The sequence below is a fragment of the Streptomyces sp. RKAG337 genome (assembly GCF_023701715.1).
Lineage (GTDB): Bacteria > Actinomycetota > Actinomycetes > Streptomycetales > Streptomycetaceae > Actinacidiphila.
Map to the genome: position 1 here is coordinate 1,626,346 of NZ_JAJOZA010000001.1, position 20,684 is coordinate 1,647,029.

Here is a 20,684-nt window from a genome sequence, read left to right on the forward strand (position 1 = left end):
CATGTGACCGAGCACACCCCCAGTTCGCTGATCGTGACCTTCTTCGGTGCCTACGGGCGCGCCGAACTGGACGGCCGGGTACCGGTCGCCGCCCTCATCCGGCTGATGGGCGCGGTGGACGTCGACCCGCAGTCGGTCCGCTCCGCCGTCTCCCGGCTCAAGCGGCGCGAACTGCTGGTCCCGGACCGGGTCGGCGGCGCCGCCGCGTACGCGCTCTCCGACGACGCCCGCCAGCTCCTCGCCGACGGCGACCGCCGCATCTACGGCGGCCCCGGCTCAGGCCCCGGCTCAGGCTCCGGCCCCAGGTCCGGTTCTGCCGAGGATGACGGCGACGGCTCCTGGGTGCTCGCCGTCTTCTCCGTCCCCGAGACCGAGCGCCACAAGCGGCATCTGCTGCGCTCCCGGCTGGCCCGGCTCGGCTTCGGCAGCGCCGCACCCGGCGTCTGGATAGCCCCGGCGCACGTCCAGGAGGAGGCCCGCCACACCCTGCGCCGCCTCGAACTCGACTCCTACGTGGACCTCTTCCACGGCACGCACCTCGGCTTCGAACCGACCGCCACCGCCGTCCGCCGCTGGTGGGACCTCGACGCCATCGCCGGCCTCCACCGCACCTTCCTCGACGCCCACGAGCCGGTGCTCGACCGCTGGACCCGGCGTCCTGACGTCCCCCCGCGCGACGCCTTCCCTGACTACCTCCGCGCCCTCGACTCCTGGCGCCGGCTCCCCTACGCCGACCCCGGCCTCCCCACCGCCCTGCTGCCACCCGACTGGCCCGGCGCCCGCGCCTCCCAGGTCTTCACCGCGCTGCACCAGCGGCTGCACGCGGCGGGCGCCGCCTTCGTCCGCGCGGCTCCCGGGCCCGCCTGAACGACCGAGCGCGGTACCCGGCCGGAGAGGCCGCGTACCGCGCTCGGTCATGACTGCGGGCGGTACGCCGCGGTCAGCCCTCGGCCGGGAGCTCGTAGACGTTCTTCGGGGTGATGATCGAGGTGATCGCCTTGGCGAAGAGGGTGCTCGGCTCGAAGCCGTCGTGCAGGATGTCCGTGTTGAGCAGGATCACCATGGTGGCGTCCTGCTTCGGCAGGTACATCGTCACGCTCTCGTAGCCCGGCAGCGAGCCGTTGTGCCCGATCCAGCCATGGGTGTTGAAGAGGCCCAGGCCGTACGCGGCACCGTCGAATCCGGGTACCGGGATGAACTTCTCCCGCTGCGCCTGGGTGGCCGGGGTGAGCAGCGTGCCGGTGGCGACCACCTTCGCCCAGTGGTGCAGGTCGTGCAGGTTGGAGATGATCGCGCCGGCCGCCCAGCCCCAGCTCGGGTTCCAGTTCGTCGCGTCCTCGACGTCACCGGTCAGCGTCTGGTTCGTGTACCCGTGCGCGTGCGGCGACGGGAACTCGGCGCCCTTCGGGAGGAACGTGTGGTTCAGGTGGGCCGGCCCCGTGACGCGCTTGTGGATGAACTCGGCGAGCGGCATCCTGCCGAGCTTCTCCACGAGCAGACCGAGCAGGATGTAGTTGGTGTTGGAGTACTGGAACTCCGTGCCCGGGGGGAAGACGTTCGGGTGGCTGAAGGCGTAGGCCAGCAGTTCCTTCGGGGTGAACTGCCGGGTCGGGTCGCTGAACAGCGCCTGGGCGAAGTCCGGGTCGGCGCTGTACGAGAACAGGCCGCTGCGCATCTCCAGCATCTGGCGGACGGTGATGTGCTCACCGTCGGGCACGCCGTGCAGGTAGGTGGAGATCGGCTTGTCCAGTTTGACCAGCCCCTGGTCGACCAGCTCCAGGACGGCGGTGGCGGTGAAGGTCTTGGTCTCGCTGCCGATCCGCATGTTGAGGTCGGGCTTCATCGGCGCGCCGGTCGCCTTGTCCGCCACGCCCGTCGACCGGATGTAGCTGCCACGGCCGGGCAGCCACAGACCGACCGTCACGCCGGGGACGCCGGCCTCCTTGCGCACGTCCTCGATCGCCTTGTTGAGGCGGGCCACGAGCTTGGGATCCAGGCCCTGGGGCGGGCAGTCGTCGGCGTACGGGTCGACGGCGGTGACCGCGGCCGTGGGCGGGGCGGCCTGGGCCGCGGACGACGTCAGGGTGAGCGGGACGAGGGTGGTGAGGGCGAGGAGGGCGGTGGCGAGTCGGCGGGTGGGGGCACGACGCATGGCGGGATGCCTCTTCCAGAGGTGAGGGGACCTTGCGAGGCCAAGATGACTTATCGCACCGGCTGGGACCCCGCGCCCACGGTCACCACCCGGCAAGTCCACCCGTACGGCCCCGGGCCCCGGGCCCCCGGCCTCCCGCGGCGGTCCACGCGCACAACTCGTGATCGGCGCGGCTGGCGCGGCTAGAGGGTGAGCCGCGGCTTCGGGGCGTCCGTGCGGCCGCTCGGGGGGCGGCGGCTGCCTGCCGCGTACTGCTGCGGCCAGGGGGCGGCCGGGCCGCTGTAGTTCTGTTCCGCGGCGGCGTGCAGGGTCCAGTTCGGGTCGTAGAGGTGGGGGCGGGCCAGCGCGCAGAGGTCGGTGCGGCCGGCCAGGAGGAGCGAGTTGACGTCGTCCCAGGAGGAGATGGCGCCGACGGTGATCACGGGGACGCCGAGCTCGTTGCGGATGCGGTCGGCGTACGGGGTCTGGTACGAGCGGCCGTACTGAGGGCGCTCGTCGGCGACGACCTGGCCGGTGGAGACGTCGATGGCGTCGGCTCCGTGGGCCGCGAAGGCGCGGGCGACGGCGACGGCGTCGTCCTCGGTGGTGCCGCCCGGCGCCCAGTCGGTCGCGGAGATACGGACGGTCATCGGGCGGTCCTCCGGCCAGACGGCCCGGACCGCGTCGAAGACCTCCAGCGGGTAGCGGAGCCGCCCGTCGAGGTCGCCGCCGTAGGCGTCGGTGCGGTGGTTGGTGAGCGGGGAGAGGAAGGACGAGAGCAGATAGCCGTGGGCGCAGTGCAGTTCGAGCAGGTCGAAGCCGGCGCGGGCGCCGCGCACGGCGGCCGCCGTGAACTCCTCGCGGACGGCGGCGAGACCGGCCGCGTCGAGCTCGCTCGGCACCTGGTTGACGCCCGGCCGGTAGGACAGCGGAGAGGGGGCGACGAGCGGCCAGTTCCCGTCCGGGAGCGGTTCGTCCATGCCCTCCCACATGAGGCGGGTGGAGCCCTTGCGCCCGCTGTGGCCGAGCTGCAGGCCGATGGCGGCGGTCGACTGCGCGTGGGCGAAGTCGGTGACGCGCCGCCAGGCCGTCTCGTGCTCGTCGGTGTACAGGCCGGCGCAGCCGGGGGTGATGCGGCCGTGCCGGCTGACGCACACCATCTCGGTCATGACGAGGCCGGCGCCACCGAGGGCCCGCGCGCCGAGGTGCACGAGGTGGAAGTCGCCGGGGGTGCCGTCCACGGCCGAGTACATGTCCATCGGCGAGACGACGACACGGTTGCGCAGGGTCAGCCCGCCGAGCCGGAAGGGGGTGAACATCGGCGGGGTGGCGGGCTCGGTGCCGAAGTCCCGTTCCACCGCGTCGGTGAAGCCCCGGTCGCGCAGCCGCAGGTTGTCGTGGGTGACGCGGCGGCTGCGGGTGAGGAGGTTGAAGGCGAACTGCAGCGGCGGCTGTCCGGTGTACTGCCCGACCTGCTCGAACCATTCGAGGCTGGCGCGGGCCGCGCGCTGGGTGCTCTCGACGACGGGCCTGCGCTCGGTCTCGTACGCCGTCAGTGCGGCCGGTACGTCCGGCTGCTCCTGCAGGCAGGCGGCGAGCGCGAGCGCGTCCTCCATGGCGAGTTTGGTGCCGGAGCCGATGGAGAAGTGCGCGGTGTGGGCGGCGTCGCCGATCAGCACGGTCCGTTCGTGCCACCACCGCTCGTTGACGACGGTGCTGAACGCGCCCCAGCGCGAGCGGTTGCCGTGCAGCGCGTGGCCGTCCAGAGAGCCGGCGAAGAGCTTCTCGCAGCGGGCGATCGACTCGGCCTCGTCGAGCCGGTCGAACCCCGCGCGCAGCCACACCTCCTCGCGCATCTCGACGATGAACGTGCTGGCGCCGTCGCGGTACGGGTACGCGTGCCCCTGCATGACGCCGTACTCGGTCTCGGCGATCTCGAAGCGGAAGGCGTTCAGGGGGAGGTCGCTGCCGAGCCAGATGTAGCGGCAGCGGTGGCCGGTGATCCTCGGCCGGAAGACGTCGGCGTGCGCGGCGCGGGTGGTGCTGTTGGCGCCGTCGGCGGCGATGACGAGGTCGTGGGTCGCGGCGAGCTCCGCGGCGGCGGGGCCGGTCTCCCGCAGCCGCAGCTCGACGCCGAGGTCACGGCACCGCTGGTGCAGGATCGTCAGCAGCCGGCGCCGGTCGAGGGCGGCGAAGCCGTGCCCGCCGGAGGTGACCACCTCGCCGCGGAAGTGCACGTCGATGTCGTCCCAGCGGGTGAACTCCGCCTGCAGCGCGCGGAAGACCACCGGGTCGGCGTGTTCGATGCCGCCGAGCGTCTCGTCGGACAGCACGACGCCGAACCCGAAGGTGTCGTCGGGGGCGCCGCGTTCCCAGACGGTGATGTCCCGCGCAGGGTCGAGGCGCTTGAGCAGGGCGGCCGCGTACAGGCCGCCGGGGCCGCCGCCGATGACCGCGATCCGCATGGTCAGCGCCCTTCCCAGCGGGGCGGGCGCTTCGCGGTGAACGCGGCGTGGAATTCTGCGTAGTCGGCGCTGGTCATGAGCAGCGCCTGGGCGGCGGCGTCCATTTCGACGGCGGCCGCCAGCGGCATGTCGAGCTCGGCGGTGAGCAGCGCCTTGGTCTGCTGGTAGGCCAGCGAGGGGCCGGCGGCCAGCCGTTCGGCCAGCGCGGCGGCCACGGCGTCGGCCTCTCCTTCGGCGGCGGTCTGGCTGACCAGCCCGATGCGCTCCGCCTCTTCGGCACCGACCGTCTCGCCCAGCATCAGCAGCCGGGTGGCGTGGCCGAGCCCGACCATGCGGGGCAGGAGGTACGCGGCTCCCATGTCGGCGCCGGCGAGCCCGACCCGGGTGAAGAGGAACGCGAACCGGGCCGACGGCTCGACGATCCGGAAGTCGGCGGCCAGGGCGAGCACGGCGCCCGCGCCCGCCGCAATCCCGTGCACGGCGGCGATGACGGGGAACGGTGCCTCGCGGATCGCCCGGACGACCTGGCCCGTCATCCGGTTGAAGCCGAGCAGCTCGCCCGTGCCCATGCCGAGGGTGGCGCCGATGATCTCGTCCACGTCACCGCCCGAGCAGAAACCGCGGCCGGCGCCGGCCAGCACCAGCACCCGGGTCTCCCCGTCGTGCGCGAGCTCGGCGAGCAGGTCGCGGAGGTCGGCGTAGGAGCCGAAGGTGAGGGCGTTCAGCTTGTCGGGGCGGTCGAGGGTGACGGTGACGACGCCACCGGCGCGCTCCACCCGCAGGTGTTTCCACTGACCGGTGGGGCTCGCTGAGCTCGGATAGGGACTCAAGGCACGTCCTCCTTGGCGGGGGGAGGGGGTGCGGACGCCCGCAGAGCGAAGTTATCACTCATCTGTGACCGCCGTCACGAGTGCGAGATATCCGGACGCCGCCACGCGGACCGCGCTGCGCCGTCAGGCCAGCGTCGCCACCAGGATCGCCTTGATGGTGTGCATCCGGTTCTCCGCCTGGTCGAACACGACGGAGTGCGCGGACTCGAAGACCTCGTCGGTGACTTCGAGCGAGGTCAGGCCGTGCCGCTCGAAGATCTCCTGGCCGATCTTCGTCCCGAGGTCGTGGAAGGCCGGCAGGCAGTGCAGGAACTTCACGTCGGCGTTGCCGGTGGCGCGGAGCACCTCCATGGTCACCGCGTACGGGCCGAGCAGTTCGATCCGCTCGTCCCACACCTCCTTGGGCTCCCCCATCGACACCCAGACATCGGTGTGGACGTAGTCCACGCCGCGCACGCCCTCGGCGACGTCCTCGGTGAGGGTGACGCGCGCGCCGGTGGTCTCCGCGAGCCGGCGGGCCTCGGCGACCACCGAGTCCTGCGGCCACAGCTGCCGGGGCGCGACGATCCGGACGTCCATACCGAGCAGCGCGCCGGTGACGAGCAGCGAGTTGCCCATGTTGTAGCGGGCGTCGCCGAGGTAGGCGTAGGCGGTCTCACCCAGCGGCTTGTCGGTGTGCTCGGACATGGTGAGCACATCGGCGAGCATCTGGGTCGGGTGCCACTCGTCGGTGAGACCGTTCCAGACCGGCACGCCCGCGTACTGCGCGAGCTCCTCGACGATCACCTGGCCCGCGCCCCGGTACTCGATGCCGTCGAACATCCGCCCGAGCACGCGCGCGGTGTCCTTGGCCGACTCCTTGTGCCCGATCTGCGAGCCGGAGGGGTCGAGGTAGGTGGTGCTCGCGCCCTGGTCGGCGGCCGCGACCTCGAACGAGCAGCGGGTCCTGGTCGAGGTCTTCTCGAAGACCAGCGCGATGTTCCTGCCGGTCAGCCGCCGGACCTCGGTCCCCGCCCGCTTGGCCGCCTTCAGCTGGGCCGCCAGCTCCACCAGGTGGTGGAACTCCTCGGGGCTGAAGTCCAGCTCCTTGAGGAAATGACGGCCCTTGAGGTCGATGGCCATGGGGACTCCTAGGTAGCGGCAGAGGGGAGGACCTTGGAAGTCTATACGATCAATGACATGTTTATACAGATCTGCTTTTCCGCCGCTACGGCCTGTCCGCCCTAGACCGCGTCGCGTTCGATGGGACAGCTCATACAGCGCGGGCCGCCGCGCCCCCGGCCCAGCTCGCTCCCCGGGATCTCGATCACCTCGATGCCGCGCTTGCGCAGGAAGGTGTTGGTCGTGACGTTCCGCTCATAGGCCACCACCACCCCCGGTTCGACGGCGAGCACGTTGCACCCGTCGTCCCACTGCTCGCGCTCCGCCGAGTGCACGTCCTGCGTCGCGGTCAGCACCTGGATGTCGTCCAGGCCCAGCGCCGCCGCGATCGCGCGGTTCATGTGCTCCGCCGGATGATCGGTCACCTTCAGGTCCCGGTCCCCCGCTCCCGGCTCGATCGAGTACGAGCGCAGCATCCCCAGCCCGGCGTACTTGGTGAAGGTGTCGCCGTCCACCATGGTCATCACGGTGTCCAGGTGCATGAAGGCCCGCTTCTTCGGCATGTCCAGCGCCACGATCGTGCGCGCGGAACCCGCCGCGAACAGCCCCTGCGCGAGCATCTCCACCGCCTGCGGGGTGGTTCTCTCGCTCATCCCGATGAGCACCGCCCCGTTGCCGATGACCAGGACGTCACCGCCCTCGATGGTCGACGGATACGCCGCCTGCCCCTCCGACCAGATATGGAAGCCGCCGCCGGCGAACAGCGGATGGTGCTGGTAGATCGCCTCGAAGTGCACGGTCTCGCGCTGCCGGGCCGGCCAGCGCATCGCGTTGATGCTGACCCCGTCGTAGACCCAGGCGGAGGTGTCCCGGGTGAAGATGTGGTTCGGCAGCGGGTTGAGCAGGAAGTCGTCCAGGCGCATGGCGTGGAAGAGCACCGAGATCGGTTCGGCGAACCGCTCGAGGAACTCCCGCTTGGTCATCCCGCCGACCAGCGCCTCGACGAGGTCGGGCACGGACAGCTCGTCGAACGACGCACGCAGATGATCGGTGGCCAGCGGCCCGTACTGCTTCTCGTCGAAGACCCGGTCCAGCACCAGGGCCCGCGCCTCCGGCACCGCCAGCGCTTCCCGGAGCAGATCCCCGAAGAGATGGACCTCGACCCCGCGGTCGCGCAGCACATCCGCGAAGCCGTCGTGCTCCGCGCGCGCCCGGCGCACCCACAGCAGATCGTCGAAGAGCAGCGCGTCCTTGTTGGACGGGGTGAGCCGCTTCAGTTCAAGGTCGGGTCGATGGAGGATGACGCGGCGCAGCCGCCCGGCCTCGGAATCCACGTGAAAGCCCATGGACACAGTCCTTCCCCTCTCACAGGCGCCTCGCACGCCCGGCGCACGCCCCGGTACCGGATGGACGTGTGGGGCGGATCTACGGTGGCAGGGCCGGTGACCCGGCCGGTGTCCGGCAAGCGGCGGGCGCGTGCCGGCAGGGTGTCAACCCTCCTGGCGCATCACCTCCGCCAGCGCGGCGATCTGATCGGGCCCCACCCGGCAGCAGCCGCCGATCAGCCGGGCTCCAGCGGACCGCCAGTCGCGGACCCGGGAGGCTTCGAAGGTCACCTCGCCCTGCCACTTCCGGGCCTGCGCGTCCCACTCCTCGCCGCTGTTCGGATAGACCACGACGGGCTTGCCGGAGACCTCCGCGGCGAGGGCCACGGCGTGGTCGGCGTCCCGCGGGGCACAGCAGTTGACGCCGACCGCCACCACCTCGTCCCGCCCGGCGGCCAGCGCGAAGGCGGCTTCCAGCGGCTGCCCGGCGCGGGTCAGGTCGCCGTCGATGCTGAACGAGAGCCAGACCGGCACCCCGATCCCCTCGACCGCGCGGAGCAGTGCCTCCGCCTCGTCCGTGTCCGGCACCGTCTCCAGGGCGAGCAGATCGGGGCCCGCCTCGGCCAGCGCCTCGATCCGCGGCCGGTGGAAGCGCTCCAGCTCCCGCACGCTCAGCCCGTACCGCCCCCGGTACTCGCTGCCGTCCGCCAGCATCGCCCCGTACGGACCGACGGACGCCGCCACCAGCACGTCCGTACGGCCGCCCGCGGCGCTCCGCGCCAGCTCGACGCTGCGCCGCAGCAGCGCCGACGCCTCCTCCCGACCGGTCCCCCGGCGGGCGAAGCCCTCGTAGGTCGCCTGGTAGCTGGAGGTGATGAGCACCCGCGCACCCGCCCGGACATAGGCCGCGTGCGCCGCCTCGATCTGCTCGGGCGCATCGGCCAGCAGCCGGGCCGACCACAGCGGATCGGACAGATCACAGCCCTGGGCGGCGAGTTGGTTGGACAATCCGCCGTCCAGGACGAGCGGGGTGCCCAGGGTCAGGTCGGGCGGCATGGCGGTCGCTCCTTGCTTCGGCCCCGGGTCGGGTGCACCGGAGGTTCGTTCAAAGGGTCAGCTCGGATGGGTTCAGTTCAGTTCAGGTGCAGGTGGGTTCAGGTGAGTTGGGACTGGACCTCGGCGGAGATCAGTTCCAGGTGGTCCAGATCGCCCAGGTCGAGGATCTGCAGATAGAAGCGGGTCGAGCCGGTCGCGGCGTACCGGCCGATCTTGTCGATCACCTCGGCCGGGGATCCGGCCAGCCCGTTGGCCTTCAGCTCGTCGACCTCCCGGCCGATGGCCGCGGCACGGCGCGCGACCTCGGCGTCGTTCCGGCCGACACAGGCGACCAGCGCGTTGGAGTACACCAGCTCGTCCTTCTTGCGCCCCTCCGCCTCGGCCGCCTCGCGCACCCGGCCGAACTGCCGCCTGCTGTCCTCGACGGAGGCGAACGGGATGTTGAACTCGTCCGCGTAGCGGGCGGCGAGAGCCGGGGTCCGCTTGGCACCGTGCCCGCCGATCAGCACCGGGATCTTCGTCTGGACCGGCTTGGGCAGCGCGGGCGAGTCCTTGAGCTGGTAGTACGTCCCGTCGAAGTCGAACGTCTCACCGACCGGCGTGGCCCACAGGCCGGTCACGATCGCCAGCTGCTCCTCCAGCCGGCCGAACTTCTCCTTCGGGAACGGGATGCCGTAGGCGGTGTGCTCCTTCTCGTACCAGCCGGCGCCCAGTCCCAGCTCGACGCGCCCGCCCGACATCTGGTCCACCTGCGCGACCTGGATGGCGAGCACGCCCGGCAGCCGGAAGGTGCCGGCCGTCATCAGGGTGCCGAGCCTGATGCGGCGGGTCTCACGGGCCAGCCCGGCGAGGGTGATCCAGGCATCCGTCGGGCCCGGCAGCCCGTCTCCGCCGCCCATGCTCACGTAGTGGTCGGAGCGGTAGAAGGCGTCGAATCCGAGGTCCTCGGTGGCCTTGGCGACCGTGAGGAGGGTGTCGTAGGTGGCCCCCTGCTGGGGCTCGGTGAAAATACGAAGATCCATGCCTCCCATCCTCCACGCCGGACCGCCCCGCACGTCAACCACGCGTACGGCGTCGCCGATCTTGTGCACCGGTGGGTGTGTCCAGGGCGGGCCGGACCCCGGATCATGAACCGGTCGGTTTCATGAGGCGGTCCGTTTCATGAGCCGGGCGGTCTCTGAAGCGGTCCGTTTCATGAGCCGGGTCGGTTTCATGAGCCGAGCGCGCCGAGCAGCGCGCAGACCCGGTCCTTGGAATCCTCGGCGGCGTCCATCGCGTCGATGCACTGCCAGTACACCGCCTCCTCCTCCGCGGAGCAGGCCAGCCCCACGAGGGCCGCGCCCAGCTCCGAGAGCAGGTCCCGCAGTTCCGTCAGCGCACGGGCCGGTTCCCGCACGCCGGTGAGTATCGACGCCCGGACGGTCTCCGGCCGGACGCCCGGCAGGCCCGAGAGCCCGGTCGGTCCGCAGACCCGGCCGCCGCCCGTCTCGCACACCGAGAGCCCGGCGGCCCGCAGCTCCGCCGTTCCGTGCAGGGCGAGATGGCCACCCACCGCCTCGGCGAGTGCCTGCGCCTGCCACGCCTCCGTGATCAGGTCCTCCACCTGCCACGCCTGCTCGAGGGCGTGCCGGGTGGCCAGGATGAGCCGTACCGCGTCCATGATGTACTCCCCCTGCCGCTGCGTGCTACCGACCTGTTACCCAGAGTGACGGTCGGTGGCCGCGAGCGGAAGGGGGGTCCCAGTGCCTGTGGATTACTCGCCGGTTGTGGATATCCCGGTCACCCGGTCGGGTGAAGCGTGCCCGGCCCCTCGTCCTCCGCCGGCATCGGGAAGCGCAGTTCATTACGGTCGATCTTCGCCGAGAGGGCCTTCAGCACATCGATCTCCAGCACCTGGCAGAACTGCAGCAGATACGCCAGGACGTCCGCCACCTCGTCCTCCACCCGGTGCGCGGTCCCGGCGTCCTCCATCACCCGGCCCGCCTCCTCCGGGGTCATCCACTGGAAGATCTCCAGCAGTTCGGACGCCTCGACGCTCAACGCCGCGGCCAAGTTCTTGGGTACGTGATATTGCTGCCAGCGCCTGGCCGCCGCGAAGGCGGTCAGACGGCGCTGCAGCGCCTGCAGATCCTCGCTCATCCGCACAGGTCTACCGCATGGTCGGCGCCGACCGCGCGGGCACCCGCTCCCCGACGCCCTCCCCCGCTTCCGGCCCCGGCTCCGTTCCGGGCTCCGTCCGCGGCCCGGTACCAGGATCAGCGCCGGCCGTCCCCGACGCCGCCTCGTCCGCCCCAGTCTGCTCCGGCCCCGTCTGCTCCGGCCCCGCCTGCTCAGGCCCCGCCTGCTCAGGCCGCCGCGGGCGGACCAAGTCGATGACCGACACCCCGCCCAACCCCTCGGCGACGGAGGCGTCGTGCACCGCGCCCAGCAGCCGGATGTGACCGCGTCCGGCCGCCATACCCGCCAAGGAGAGCAGCTCACGGGTCTGCCGGCGGTCCATTCCCAGATCGAAGCCGTCGCTGAGGACGGTCAGTACCTGGGCGGCCGGGAGGAGTTCGGCGCTCGTGTCGACCTCCAGCACCCCCGGTCCGGTCAGCAGGACCAACGCGATGGCCAGGAAGCGCAGTTCGCCGTCGCCCAGCCGGTCCACCGGCACCAGCCCCAGCGGCCCGCGGTCCACCGCCGCGATCACCGAACGCAGTTCGGCCCCGGAATCGGCGCCGGCCGCCTGGGACCGCAGGACGGTCAGCCCGTCGACCGGCGGGCTGCAGACCTCCCGCATCGCCCGCACCAGCGCCGCGTGCCGCGTACGGCACTCGCCTTCGGTCCTGGCCAGCACCGCCGACAGATTCTCGCAGCCACGGCGGAGCATCCCGTCCCCGGCGTCCACCGGCGCCCGCATCGTCTCCGGCCGGGGGTCCACCGGGAACACCCCGCGTAACGCCAGCACCAGTTGTTCCACCGCCGCCAGCACCAGCCGCTGGCCCTCGGTGCGGCCCGCGACGCGCAGCGGCAGCAGCGCCGTCGCCAGCAGATCGTCGGGGAGCGGCGCGCGGGTGACGGGCACCAGGCCCGCCGTGTGCCACGCCGCCTGGACGGTGCGCCGTTCCGGGTCACGCAGCGCGGTGGTCAGCAGCCTCTCCCCGCCACCGGTCAACCGCTCGCCGACGATGCGCAGTTCGGGCTCGGCCTGTACGGCCACATCCAGCCGGACCGGTCCGACGGGTCCGGTGACCGTGCAGCCGATCCGGAATCCGCGCCGCCCTTCCGCGTCCGGCTGCGCGCCCTGCGGCACGCAGGCCGCGGCCCCGCCCCGCACGCTCCCCGACCTGTTCCCGGACCCGCTCCCGGAGCCGTTCCCGGACCCGTCGAACACCTCGCTCAGCGTCTCTCCGCCGGCCAGCCGCCCCAGCGCGCTCAGCGCCTCCAGAACGCTCGATTTCCCCGTCCCGCTGGCGCCGGCGAGCAGGGTGAGCGGACCCAGCGCGAAGCTCGCGCCCCGGTGCGACTTGAAGGCGGACAACCGCAGTTCGGTGACAGCGGGACGCTCACTCGTGAGGTTCATATCCGCGAACGTAGCCAGCGCCACCCCTGCCGAACCGTTACGTCAGCCCCCACGTCCTCCGAACGGGCGAAGCCCGGCAGGATGACGGTATGGAGATCAAGGATTCCGGCCCCACAGCGGGCATCGATCTGACCGCGTTCGGCAGCCATGGCGTGCGCCACGTGAGCATCCACCGGAACGCCGGCCCCGGCGCCGCGTCCGGCCCCGGCGCGGCCGTGGTCGCGGTGGCCCTTATGCACCTGGCCCCCGGCGGCCGCATCGGCCGCCACGAGGCGACGATTCCGCAGGCGCTGACCGTGGTCGCGGGCGACGGCTGGGTGAGCGGCGCGGACGGCCGAGCGGTTCCGATCACCGCGGGCCGGACCGCCTGCTGGGCGGCCGGCGAGGACCATGAGACCTGGACCGACACCGGCCTGACGGCCGTGGTCGTCGAAGCGGCGGAACCACATCCCGCGGGCCTGCTCGGACGCACCCCGGCCACCGGAGCTTGAGGTCTGAGGTCTGAGGTCTGAGGCATTGTCCGACCCCTGGTCTACGGTGGGCCGCGTGACGAGCTATGTGGCGCTGCTCCGCGGGATCAACGTGGGCGGCAAGAACAAGGTGCCGATGCAGACCCTGCGCGAGCTGCTGACCGGGCTGGACTGTACGGACGTCAGAACCCATCTCCAGAGCGGCAACGCCGTCTTCGGCCACCCCCGGGCCGATCCGGCCGCGCTGGCCACCGACCTGGAGGCGCGCATCACCGAGGAGCTGGGGCTCACCATCCGCTGCCTGGTGCGGGACGGCGCCGATCTCCAGCGGGTGGTCGACCACAACCCCTTCGACATGGAAGGCATCGACCCGTCCCGGTTCCTGGTGACCTTCCTGTCCGGCCCGCCGGAGCAGGAACGCCTGACCGCCATCGACCCCGCGGCCTACGCCCCGGAGGAGTTCCGGCTCGCCGACCCCAAGGCCCCGCACGAGATCTATCTGCACCTGCCGACCGGCATCCAGAAGTCCCGTCTCGCCCTGCTGTTCACCGACAAGAAACTGGGGGTGACCGCGACGGCCCGCAACTGGAACACCGTGCTCAAGCTCGCCGCGATGGCGGCCGGGTAGCCCGGGACCGGCTACGCCGGAACCCGAGCCTCCCGAAGCCTCAGGCCGACTTCGCCACCGGCGCCAGGATCGCCACGCACTCGACGTGGTGCGTGAGCGGGAAGAGGTCGAAGGCGCGCAGCGAGACCGGCTTGTAGCCCGCCTCCGCGAAGTACGCCAGGTCGCGGGCGAGCGCGGCCGGGTCGCAGGCCACGTAGGCGATGCGGCGGGGGCCGAGCGAGGCGAGGTGCTTGACGGTGGACTTGCCGGCGCCGACCCGCGGGGGTCGAGGACGATCAGGTCGGCCTCGGTGATCTTGATGCGCGGCAGTACGGTCTCGACCTTGCCGTGCTCGATCCGCACGCGCTCCAGATCGGCCAGGTTGTGCCGGGCGTCCTCAACCGCGCGCTTGCCGGACTCGATGCCCAGCACCGCGCCGGTCTCGCCGACCTTCTCGGCGATCGCGCCGGCGAACAGGCCGACGCCGCAGTACAGGTCGAGGGCGGTGTCGCCGTCACGCGGCTGGAGGCCGTCCAGGACCGCCTCGGCCAGCAGGTCGGGGGCCTGCGGGTGGACCTGCCAGAAGCCGCCGGAGCCGACCCGCCAGGTGCGGCCGACGGCGCGCTCGCGGACGAAGCCACGGCCGTGCACCTTGTGCACGCCGCCCTGCTCGTCGACGCGGGCGACCGAGACCGGCCGGTCCAGCTCGACGATCGGCAGCCGGCCCTCGGGCGTGGGGGTGACGATGACCTGGCGGTCGTTGGAGCCGGTCGCGGCGATGGCCTCGACGGACGCGGTGTCCGGCCACTCACGCGTCTCGATGCCGAGCTCGGTGACGCCGGGCGCCGCGATCAGGCACTGGTCGATCCGCTCGATCTCGTGCGAGCGGTGCCGGCGCAGTCCCGCGTAGCCCTCGGCGTCCACGGCGAACTGGACGCGGGTGCGCCACGCGGGCACCTTGCCCTCGACGCCCTGGTCACCGGGCGCGGGCTCGACGGTGCCGTCCCAGCCGGCGTCCTGCGGGCTCAGGCCCGCGAGGCGGCTGAGCTGCTCGGTGATGACGTCGACCTTCAGCCGGCGCTGGGCGCCGGGGGCGACGTGCTGCCAGTCGCAGCCGCCGCAGGCGCCGGGGCCGGAGTACGGGCAGGGCGCCGGGACGCGGTCGGGGGACGCCTGGAGGATCTCCACGGCGTCGGCACGCAGGAACTTGGAGTCCGGTCCGCCCTCGGTGACCTTCGCGACGACGCGCTCACCGGGCAGTGCGTGCCGGACGAAGAGCACCCGTCCTTCGTGACGGGCGATGCAGTGACCGCCGTGCGCGACGGGGCCGACCTCGACCTCGTAGCGCTCCCCGACCAGCTCGTCGGCCTGTTCCTTCGTACGGTTCTGCATGATGAACAGGCTCCTGCGAGAGGTGGTGCGGCGGGGTGGTGCGGGCGGGACCGTAGAACGGCAGCTCACCAGTCTACGTCCCGCCGCACCCCCCGCCTTACGGCCTACTTCTGGCCGGTGTGTTCCTTGTCCCGCTTCGGCGGGCTGACCGGGCCGCGCCGGATCGCGCCGGGGGCGTTCCAGTCGGCACGCTTGCGCGCCCGGACCTTGGCCCGCTCGGAGGAGTCCAGCTGCCACGGCACCGAGGTGACCATGACGCCGGGGGTGAACAGCAGCCGGCCCTTGAGCCGCAGGGCGCTCTGGTTGTGGAGCAGGTGCTCGTACCAGTGGCCGACGACGTACTCGGGGATGTAGACGCTGACCACGTCACGCGGGCTGGCCCGCCGCAGGCCCTTCACGTACTCGATGATCGGCCGGGTGATCTCGCGGTAGGGCGAGTCCAGGACCTTCAGCGGTACGTCGATGCCGCGCCGGGTCCAGTCGGCCTGCAGGGCCTTGGTGTCGGCCGGGTCGACGTTGATGCTGAGCGCTTCGAGGGTGTCGGAGCGCATCAGCTTGGCGTAGGCCAGGGCGCGCAGCGTCGGCTTGTGGACCTTGGAGACCAGGATGATCGAGTGCACCCGGGACGGGCGCACCTCCTCGTCGGTGCGCTCGTCGCCCGCCGCGATCTCCTCGGCCACCCGGTCGTAGTGGCGCCGGATGGCGGTCATCATCGCGTAGAAGAGCACCATGCCGAGGACCGCGACCCAGGCGCCGTGCGTGAACTTCGTCAGCAGGACGATGATCAGCACCATGCCGGTGAAGAAGGCGCCGAAGGTGTTGATCGCCCGGGACCGGTGCATGTGGCGGCGCTTGGCGGTGTCGGTCTCGCTGCGCAGGTGGCGGTTCCAGTGCCGGACCATGCCGATCTGGCTGAGCGTGAACGAGACGAAGACGCCGACGATGTAGAGCTGGATCAGCCGGGTCGAGTCGGCGCCGTAGAGGTACACGAGGACGGCGGCGAAGCCGGCCAGCACCACGATGCCGTTGGAGAACGCGAGCCGGTCGCCGCGGGTGTGCAGCTGGCGCGGCAGGTAGCGGTCCTGGGCGAGGATCGAGCCGAGGACCGGGAAGCCGTTGTACGCGGTGTTGGCCGCCAGGAACAGGACGAGCGCGGTGACCGCGGCCAGGAAGATGAACGGGATCGAGTTGTGCCCGAAGACAGCCTCCGCGACCTGCGCGATGACCGGGTCCTGGGTGTAGCCGGGGCCCACCGGCTTGCCGTCGACCAGCAGGTCGGTCGCCGGGTTCTCGGCCATCCGGACCTTGGTGTACATGGCCAGCGCGATGATGCCGCAGAACATGGTGACGGCGAGCACGCCCATCGCGGCGAGCGTGGTGGCGGCGTTCTTGGACTTCGGCTTCTGGAAGGCCGGGACACCGTTGCTGATGGCCTCGACCCCGGTGAGCGCGGCACAGCCGGAGGAGAAGGCCCGTAGCAACAGGAAGACCAGGGCGAAGCCGCTGATCCCGCTGACCTCGGCGTGGATCGTGTAGTGCGCGGTGGGCGCCTCCATGGTGTCGCCGGTGGCGATCTTGAAGCAGCCCCAGAGGATCATGCAGAAGACGCCGACGACGAAGGCGTAGGTCGGGATCGCGAAGATCGACCCGGACTCGCGCACCCCGCGCAGGTTCATCACCATCAGCAGGAAGATCATGCTGACCGCGCCCAGCACCTTGTGGGTGGCGAAGAACGGTACGGCCGAGCCGAGGTTCTCGATGCCCGAGGCGACGGACACGGCGACGGTCAGCACGTAGTCGACGAGCAGCGCGCTCGCGACCGTGAGACCGGCCTTCGGCCCGAGGTTGGTGGTGGCGACCTCGTAGTCACCGCCGCCGGACGGGTACGCGTGCACGTTCTGCCGGTACGACGCCACGACGGTGAACATCAGCACGACGACCGCGACCGCGATCCACGGGCTGTAGTGGTAGGCGGACGCGCCCGCGATCGACAGGACCAGCAGCACTTCGCCGGGCGCGTACGCGACCGACGAGAGCGGGTCGGAGGCGAACACCGGAAGCGCGAGCCTCTTAGGGAGGAGCGTTTCTCCCAACTTGTCGCTGCGCAGGGCGCGGCCGATCAAGATCCGTTTCGGCAGGTCAGTCAGTTTGGGCACGGAGAGGATGGTAAGCGCTGCGCCGTACGTGCATGCGACCGCCACCCTCCTAAGAGAAGGCAAAGTCCCCCTCGGGCCGTCCACAACCTCCCGCTGGGGTGCCAGCGTGTGTAGCTTGGGCCGCGGTCTGAGACGCTTATCGGGTATCGGCCAAAAATGTTGACAGCCGGAAGGACGGGCGTGCACGTCGTGATTATGGGCTGCGGAAGGGTGGGTTCCACTCTTGCGCAATCCTTCGAACAGCAAGGTCATACGGTCGCTGTGGTGGACCAGGACCCGACGGCTTTCCGCCGTCTGGGATCAGGGTTCGGCGGGCGCCGGGTGACCGGAGTCGGGTTCGACCAGGACACGCTTCGCGAGGCCGGAATCGAGGAGGCAGGCGCCTTCGCGGCGGTCAGCAGCGGCGACAACTCCAACATCATCGCGGCCCGGGTGGCCCGGGAGATGTTCGGTATCGAGAACGTGGCCGCCCGGATCTACGACCCCCGGCGTGCCGAGGTCTACCAGCGGCTCGGCATCCCGACCGTGGCCACCGTGCGGTGGACCGCGGACCAGATGCTGCGCCGGCTGCTGCCGTCGGGCGCCGAGCCGCTGTGGCGGGACCCGAGCGGCGGTGTACAGCTCGCCGAGGTGCACACCTCGCCGGCCTGGGTGGGTCACAAGATCAGCAAACTGCAGGACGAGACCGGGGTCCGTGTGGCATTCCTCACCCGGCTGGGCGAGGCGATGCTGCCGACCTCCCAGACGGTGCTGCAGGAAGGCGATCTGGTGCACGTGATGATGCGCACCGACGGAGTCGCCGAGGTCGAGGCCGCGTGTGCCAAGGGTCCTGAGGAGGCGCACTGATGAGAGTCGCCATCGCCGGAGCCGGCGCGGTCGGCCGCTCGATCGCGGGCGAGCTGCTGGAGAACGGGCACGAGGTCCTGCTCGTCGACAAGAACCCCACCTCCATCTCGGTGGAGCGGGTACCGCAGGCCGAGTGGCTGCTCGCCGACGCCTGCGAGATCACCTCGCTGGACGAGGCGGCGCTGCAGCGCTGCAACGTGGTCATCGCCGCCACCGGTGACGACAAGGTCAACCTCGTCGTCTCGCTGCTCGCGAAGACCGAGTACGGGGTGCCGCGGGTCGTCGCCCGGGTCAACAACCCCAAGAACGAATGGCTCTTCAACGAGTCCTGGGGCGTCGACGTGGCCGTCTCGACCCCGCGGCTGATGTCCGCGCTGGTCGAGGAGGCCGTGAGCGTCGGCGACCTCGTCCGGCTGATGCGCTTCAGCCAGGGTGACGCGAACCTGGTGGAGCTCACCCTGCCGCCGGAGGCCGCGCTGGTCGGCACCCGCGTCGGTGACGTGGAATGGCCGCAGGACACCTCGCTGGTGACGATCATCCGGGGCAACCGGGTGCTCACACCGACCTCGGACGACGCGCTGGAGGCCGGTGACGAGCTGCTGTTCGTCGCCGCACCGCACCGCGAGGAGCAGTTGGAGGACCTGCTGTCCGTCCAGCGCGAGGACTGACAGGACCGGTCATGACGACGGGCGCCCCGGACCGGGAAGGTCCGGGGCGCCCGTCGTCATGCTGAGCGGAGCTGAGCGGGGTCGAGCGGGGTCGAGCGGGGTCGAGCGGGGTCGAGCGGGATGAGCGGAGATCAGGACGCGGCCGCGGCCTTCTTCGCCTCTTCCTCGGCCTCCATCTCGGCGATCACGTTGATCGGCGGCGGAGCCTTCGACAGGAAGATCCACGTCAGGTAGACGGACAGCAGCATCGGCGGGATGCCCAGCGCCACCTTGACCCAGCCGAGCTGGGTGGCGTCCCCCCACCAGTACAGCGGGAAGAGGATCGCCGACTTGGCCAGCAGGATCAGCCCCCAGGCCCAGCTGGCCTTGGTGTAGGCGCGCAGCCGGCCGGGGTTGCGCTTGCGCCAGGAGAGGTTCTCCTTGAAGACCGGGCCGAGGATCAGGCCCAGCAGCGGGACGCCCGCGATGGCGGTGGCGATGTACGCGACGGCCAGCCCGAGGGTGTAGAGCATCCCCGGCAGGTAGAAGTTCTTGGCATCGCCGGACATCATCGCGAAGACCGCGCCGAAGGCCACCCCGAACACACCGCTGAAGGCGTGCTTGAGGGTGTCCTTGCGGGCCAGCCGGGCGATCCCGAGCAGCACGGAAAGACTGAGCGCGGCGATGGCCGCGATGTGGATATCTCTGTTGATCGTGTAGATCAGGACGAAGACCAGGCCGGGCACGGTGGTCTCCACCATGCCCCGGATGCCGCCGAACGCCTCGAAGAGGGCGGCTTCGGTGATCGCTTTCGAATCGCCGTCCGTGCCCTCCCCGGTCCGCGGGTCCTCTGTCTGCTTGTCGATCGACGCCACCGACTACTCCTGTCCGACCGGACGCAGTTCGTACTTGGGATTGAACAGGACGGGACGGCCGTGGTTCATCGAGATCCGGCCCGAGGCGATGATCTTGCGCCCCGGCTCTATCCCGCTGATACTGCGGCGTCCCAGCCACACCACGTCAAGGGCGGCGGAGCCGTCGAACAGCTCCGCCTCCAGCGCGGGCACGCCGGCCCGCGGTCGCAGTGTGACCGTGCGCAGACTACCGGTCACCGTCACTATCTGCCGGTCCCCGCAGTCGCAGATCCGCGTGCAGCCGACCGACAGGGCGTCCTTCTGCAGCTCCTCGGAGTGCAGCTCCTCCTGGGAGGACGACAGGCGGTCTATCATGCGCCGGAAGCGGCCGGTGGGTCGGTCCGAACGGGTGGCACCACTCATGTCTCCAGCGTACCGGGCCCGGCCGGCAAGGCGTCCGCTACGCCGGACGGCCGATCGCCACCCCGCGGATGTCCGTTCCGTGCTCGAAGCGGCTCTTCCGTGCTCGAAGCGGCTTTTCAGTGCTCGAAGCGGTAGCCCATGCCCGGCTCCGTGATGAAGTGCCGCGGATGCGCGGGATCCGCCTCCAGCTTGCGCCGCAGCTGCGCCATGTAGACCCGCAGGTAGTTGGTCTCGGTGCCGTACGAGGGCCCCCACACCTCCTGCAGGAGCTGCTTCTGGCTGACCAGCCGCCCGGTGTTGCGGACCAGGACCTCCAGCAGATGCCACTCGGTCGGGGTGAGCCGGACGTCGGCGCCGCCGCGGTTGACCTTCTTCGCCGCCAGGTCGACGGTGAAGGTCTCGGTCTCGACGGTCGCCGCGTCGTCCTCGGGCCCGCCGGGCGCCGCCCGGCGTACGGCGGCCCGCAGCCGGGCCAGCAGCTCGTCCATGCCGAACGGCTTGGTGACGTAGTCGTCCGCGCCGGCATCGAGCGCCTCGACCTTCTCGTCGGACGTCTGGCGGGCCGACAGGACGATGATCGGGACCCGGGTCCAGCCGCGCAGCCCCCGGATCACCTCGACGCCGTCCATGTCCGGCAGGCCGAGGTCCAGGACGATCACATCGGGGTGGCGGGCGGCGGCCAGCTGCAGCGCGCTCGCGCCGTCGTGGGCGGCGTCCACCTCGTACTTGCGGGCCCGCAGATTGATCACGAGCGCGCGCACGATCTGCGGCTCGTCGTCCACCACGAGCACCCGGTACATGGAGTTCCTCTTCTCG

Annotated in this window: 19 protein-coding genes and 1 pseudogene; 5 read left to right on the forward strand and 15 right to left on the reverse strand. The window is 71.2% G+C overall.

From position 1 onward, the window contains the following. Window positions 1-3 precede the first annotated feature (3 nt). The gene (locus tag LNW73_RS07155; protein ID WP_250989367.1) at window positions 4-867 is read left to right on the forward strand and encodes a PaaX family transcriptional regulator; all 864 of its coding nucleotides are present in this window, start codon (window positions 4-6) and stop codon (window positions 865-867) included. Window positions 868-940: 73 nt separating this feature from the next. Here the strand turns inward: LNW73_RS07155 and LNW73_RS07160 are convergent, their stop codons facing one another. The 10 genes from LNW73_RS07160 to LNW73_RS07205 all read right to left on the reverse strand — a co-directional run bounded on the left by LNW73_RS07160 (window position 941) and on the right by LNW73_RS07205 (window position 12,473). Next, window positions 941-2,152, reverse strand: coding sequence for a serine hydrolase domain-containing protein (locus LNW73_RS07160; protein ID WP_250989368.1), 1,212 nt, complete (start codon window positions 2,150-2,152; stop codon window positions 941-943). Window positions 2,153-2,334: 182 nt separating this feature from the next. After that, window positions 2,335-4,596 carry a bifunctional salicylyl-CoA 5-hydroxylase/oxidoreductase gene (locus LNW73_RS07165; protein ID WP_250989369.1) on the reverse strand — a complete coding sequence of 754 codons (2,262 nt, stop codon included), beginning with the start codon at window positions 4,594-4,596 and terminating at the stop codon, window positions 2,335-2,337. Window positions 4,597-4,598: 2 nt separating this feature from the next. After that, window positions 4,599-5,426 (reverse strand): enoyl-CoA hydratase family protein, encoded by an 828-nt coding sequence (locus tag LNW73_RS07170; RefSeq protein WP_250989370.1) that lies wholly within the window; start codon window positions 5,424-5,426, stop codon window positions 4,599-4,601. Between the two features lie 123 nt (window positions 5,427-5,549). Beyond that, window positions 5,550-6,548, reverse strand: a complete 999-nt coding sequence (argF, locus tag LNW73_RS07175) for an ornithine carbamoyltransferase (protein WP_250989371.1) — start codon at window positions 6,546-6,548, stop codon at window positions 5,550-5,552. Window positions 6,549-6,649: 101 nt separating this feature from the next. Continuing rightward, window positions 6,650-7,873 carry an arginine deiminase gene (locus tag LNW73_RS07180; RefSeq protein ID WP_250978155.1) on the reverse strand — a complete coding sequence of 408 codons (1,224 nt, stop codon included), beginning with the start codon at window positions 7,871-7,873 and terminating at the stop codon, window positions 6,650-6,652. A 144-nt stretch (window positions 7,874-8,017) separates the two neighbouring features. Next, the gene (mmuM, locus tag LNW73_RS07185; protein WP_250989372.1) at window positions 8,018-8,908 is read right to left on the reverse strand and encodes a homocysteine S-methyltransferase; all 891 of its coding nucleotides are present in this window, start codon (window positions 8,906-8,908) and stop codon (window positions 8,018-8,020) included. 98 nt (window positions 8,909-9,006) lie between these two features. Then, the gene (locus tag LNW73_RS07190) at window positions 9,007-9,930 is read right to left on the reverse strand and encodes an LLM class F420-dependent oxidoreductase (protein WP_250989373.1); all 924 of its coding nucleotides are present in this window, start codon (window positions 9,928-9,930) and stop codon (window positions 9,007-9,009) included. Between the two features lie 188 nt (window positions 9,931-10,118). Beyond that, window positions 10,119-10,568 carry a DUF6099 family protein gene (locus LNW73_RS07195; protein WP_250989374.1) on the reverse strand — a complete coding sequence of 150 codons (450 nt, stop codon included), beginning with the start codon at window positions 10,566-10,568 and terminating at the stop codon, window positions 10,119-10,121. 119 nt (window positions 10,569-10,687) lie between these two features. Next, window positions 10,688-11,047, reverse strand: a complete 360-nt coding sequence (locus LNW73_RS07200) for a nucleotide pyrophosphohydrolase (RefSeq protein WP_138356521.1) — start codon at window positions 11,045-11,047, stop codon at window positions 10,688-10,690. Between the two features lie 10 nt (window positions 11,048-11,057). Then, the gene (locus LNW73_RS07205; protein ID WP_250989375.1) at window positions 11,058-12,473 is read right to left on the reverse strand and encodes an AAA family ATPase; all 1,416 of its coding nucleotides are present in this window, start codon (window positions 12,471-12,473) and stop codon (window positions 11,058-11,060) included. Between the two features lie 89 nt (window positions 12,474-12,562). On the opposite strand from LNW73_RS07205, the gene LNW73_RS07210 reads away from it, so the two are divergent. Together LNW73_RS07210 and LNW73_RS07215 are read left to right on the forward strand one after the other, a co-directional pair. Then, window positions 12,563-12,964 (forward strand): hypothetical protein, encoded by a 402-nt coding sequence (locus tag LNW73_RS07210; RefSeq protein ID WP_250989376.1) that lies wholly within the window; start codon window positions 12,563-12,565, stop codon window positions 12,962-12,964. A gap of 55 nt (window positions 12,965-13,019) precedes the next feature. Continuing rightward, window positions 13,020-13,571 carry a DUF1697 domain-containing protein gene (locus tag LNW73_RS07215; protein WP_250989377.1) on the forward strand — a complete coding sequence of 184 codons (552 nt, stop codon included), beginning with the start codon at window positions 13,020-13,022 and terminating at the stop codon, window positions 13,569-13,571. A 40-nt stretch (window positions 13,572-13,611) separates the two neighbouring features. On the opposite strand, the pseudogene LNW73_RS07220 reads toward LNW73_RS07215, so the two are convergent. Together LNW73_RS07220 and LNW73_RS07225 are read right to left on the reverse strand one after the other, a co-directional pair. Further along, window positions 13,612-14,942, reverse strand: a pseudogene (locus LNW73_RS07220) (class I SAM-dependent RNA methyltransferase). A 104-nt stretch (window positions 14,943-15,046) separates the two neighbouring features. Next, a complete protein-coding gene (locus tag LNW73_RS07225; protein ID WP_250978133.1) occupies window positions 15,047-17,098 on the reverse strand; it encodes an APC family permease in 2,052 nt (683 codons plus the stop codon). A 180-nt stretch (window positions 17,099-17,278) separates the two neighbouring features. Between LNW73_RS07225 and LNW73_RS07230 the strand changes: the two genes are divergently transcribed. Beyond that, window positions 17,279-17,944, forward strand: a complete 666-nt coding sequence (locus LNW73_RS07230) for a potassium channel family protein (RefSeq protein WP_250978132.1) — start codon at window positions 17,279-17,281, stop codon at window positions 17,942-17,944. Beyond that, window positions 17,944-18,612, forward strand: a complete 669-nt coding sequence (locus tag LNW73_RS07235; protein WP_250978131.1) for a potassium channel family protein — start codon at window positions 17,944-17,946, stop codon at window positions 18,610-18,612. The genes LNW73_RS07230 and LNW73_RS07235 overlap by 1 nt, the downstream gene beginning before the upstream one ends. A gap of 131 nt (window positions 18,613-18,743) precedes the next feature. Here the strand turns inward: LNW73_RS07235 and LNW73_RS07240 are convergent, their stop codons facing one another. From LNW73_RS07240 to LNW73_RS07250, 3 genes are all read right to left on the reverse strand, one after another. Beyond that, window positions 18,744-19,466, reverse strand: coding sequence for a DUF3159 domain-containing protein (locus LNW73_RS07240; protein ID WP_138356514.1), 723 nt, complete (start codon window positions 19,464-19,466; stop codon window positions 18,744-18,746). Between the two features lie 3 nt (window positions 19,467-19,469). Then, complete coding sequence (locus LNW73_RS07245; protein WP_138356513.1) at window positions 19,470-19,868, reverse strand: OB-fold nucleic acid binding domain-containing protein; 399 nt, start codon at window positions 19,866-19,868, stop codon at window positions 19,470-19,472. A gap of 116 nt (window positions 19,869-19,984) precedes the next feature. After that, complete coding sequence (locus tag LNW73_RS07250; protein WP_138356561.1) at window positions 19,985-20,668, reverse strand: response regulator; 684 nt, start codon at window positions 20,666-20,668, stop codon at window positions 19,985-19,987. Window positions 20,669-20,684: the final 16 nt, after the last annotated feature.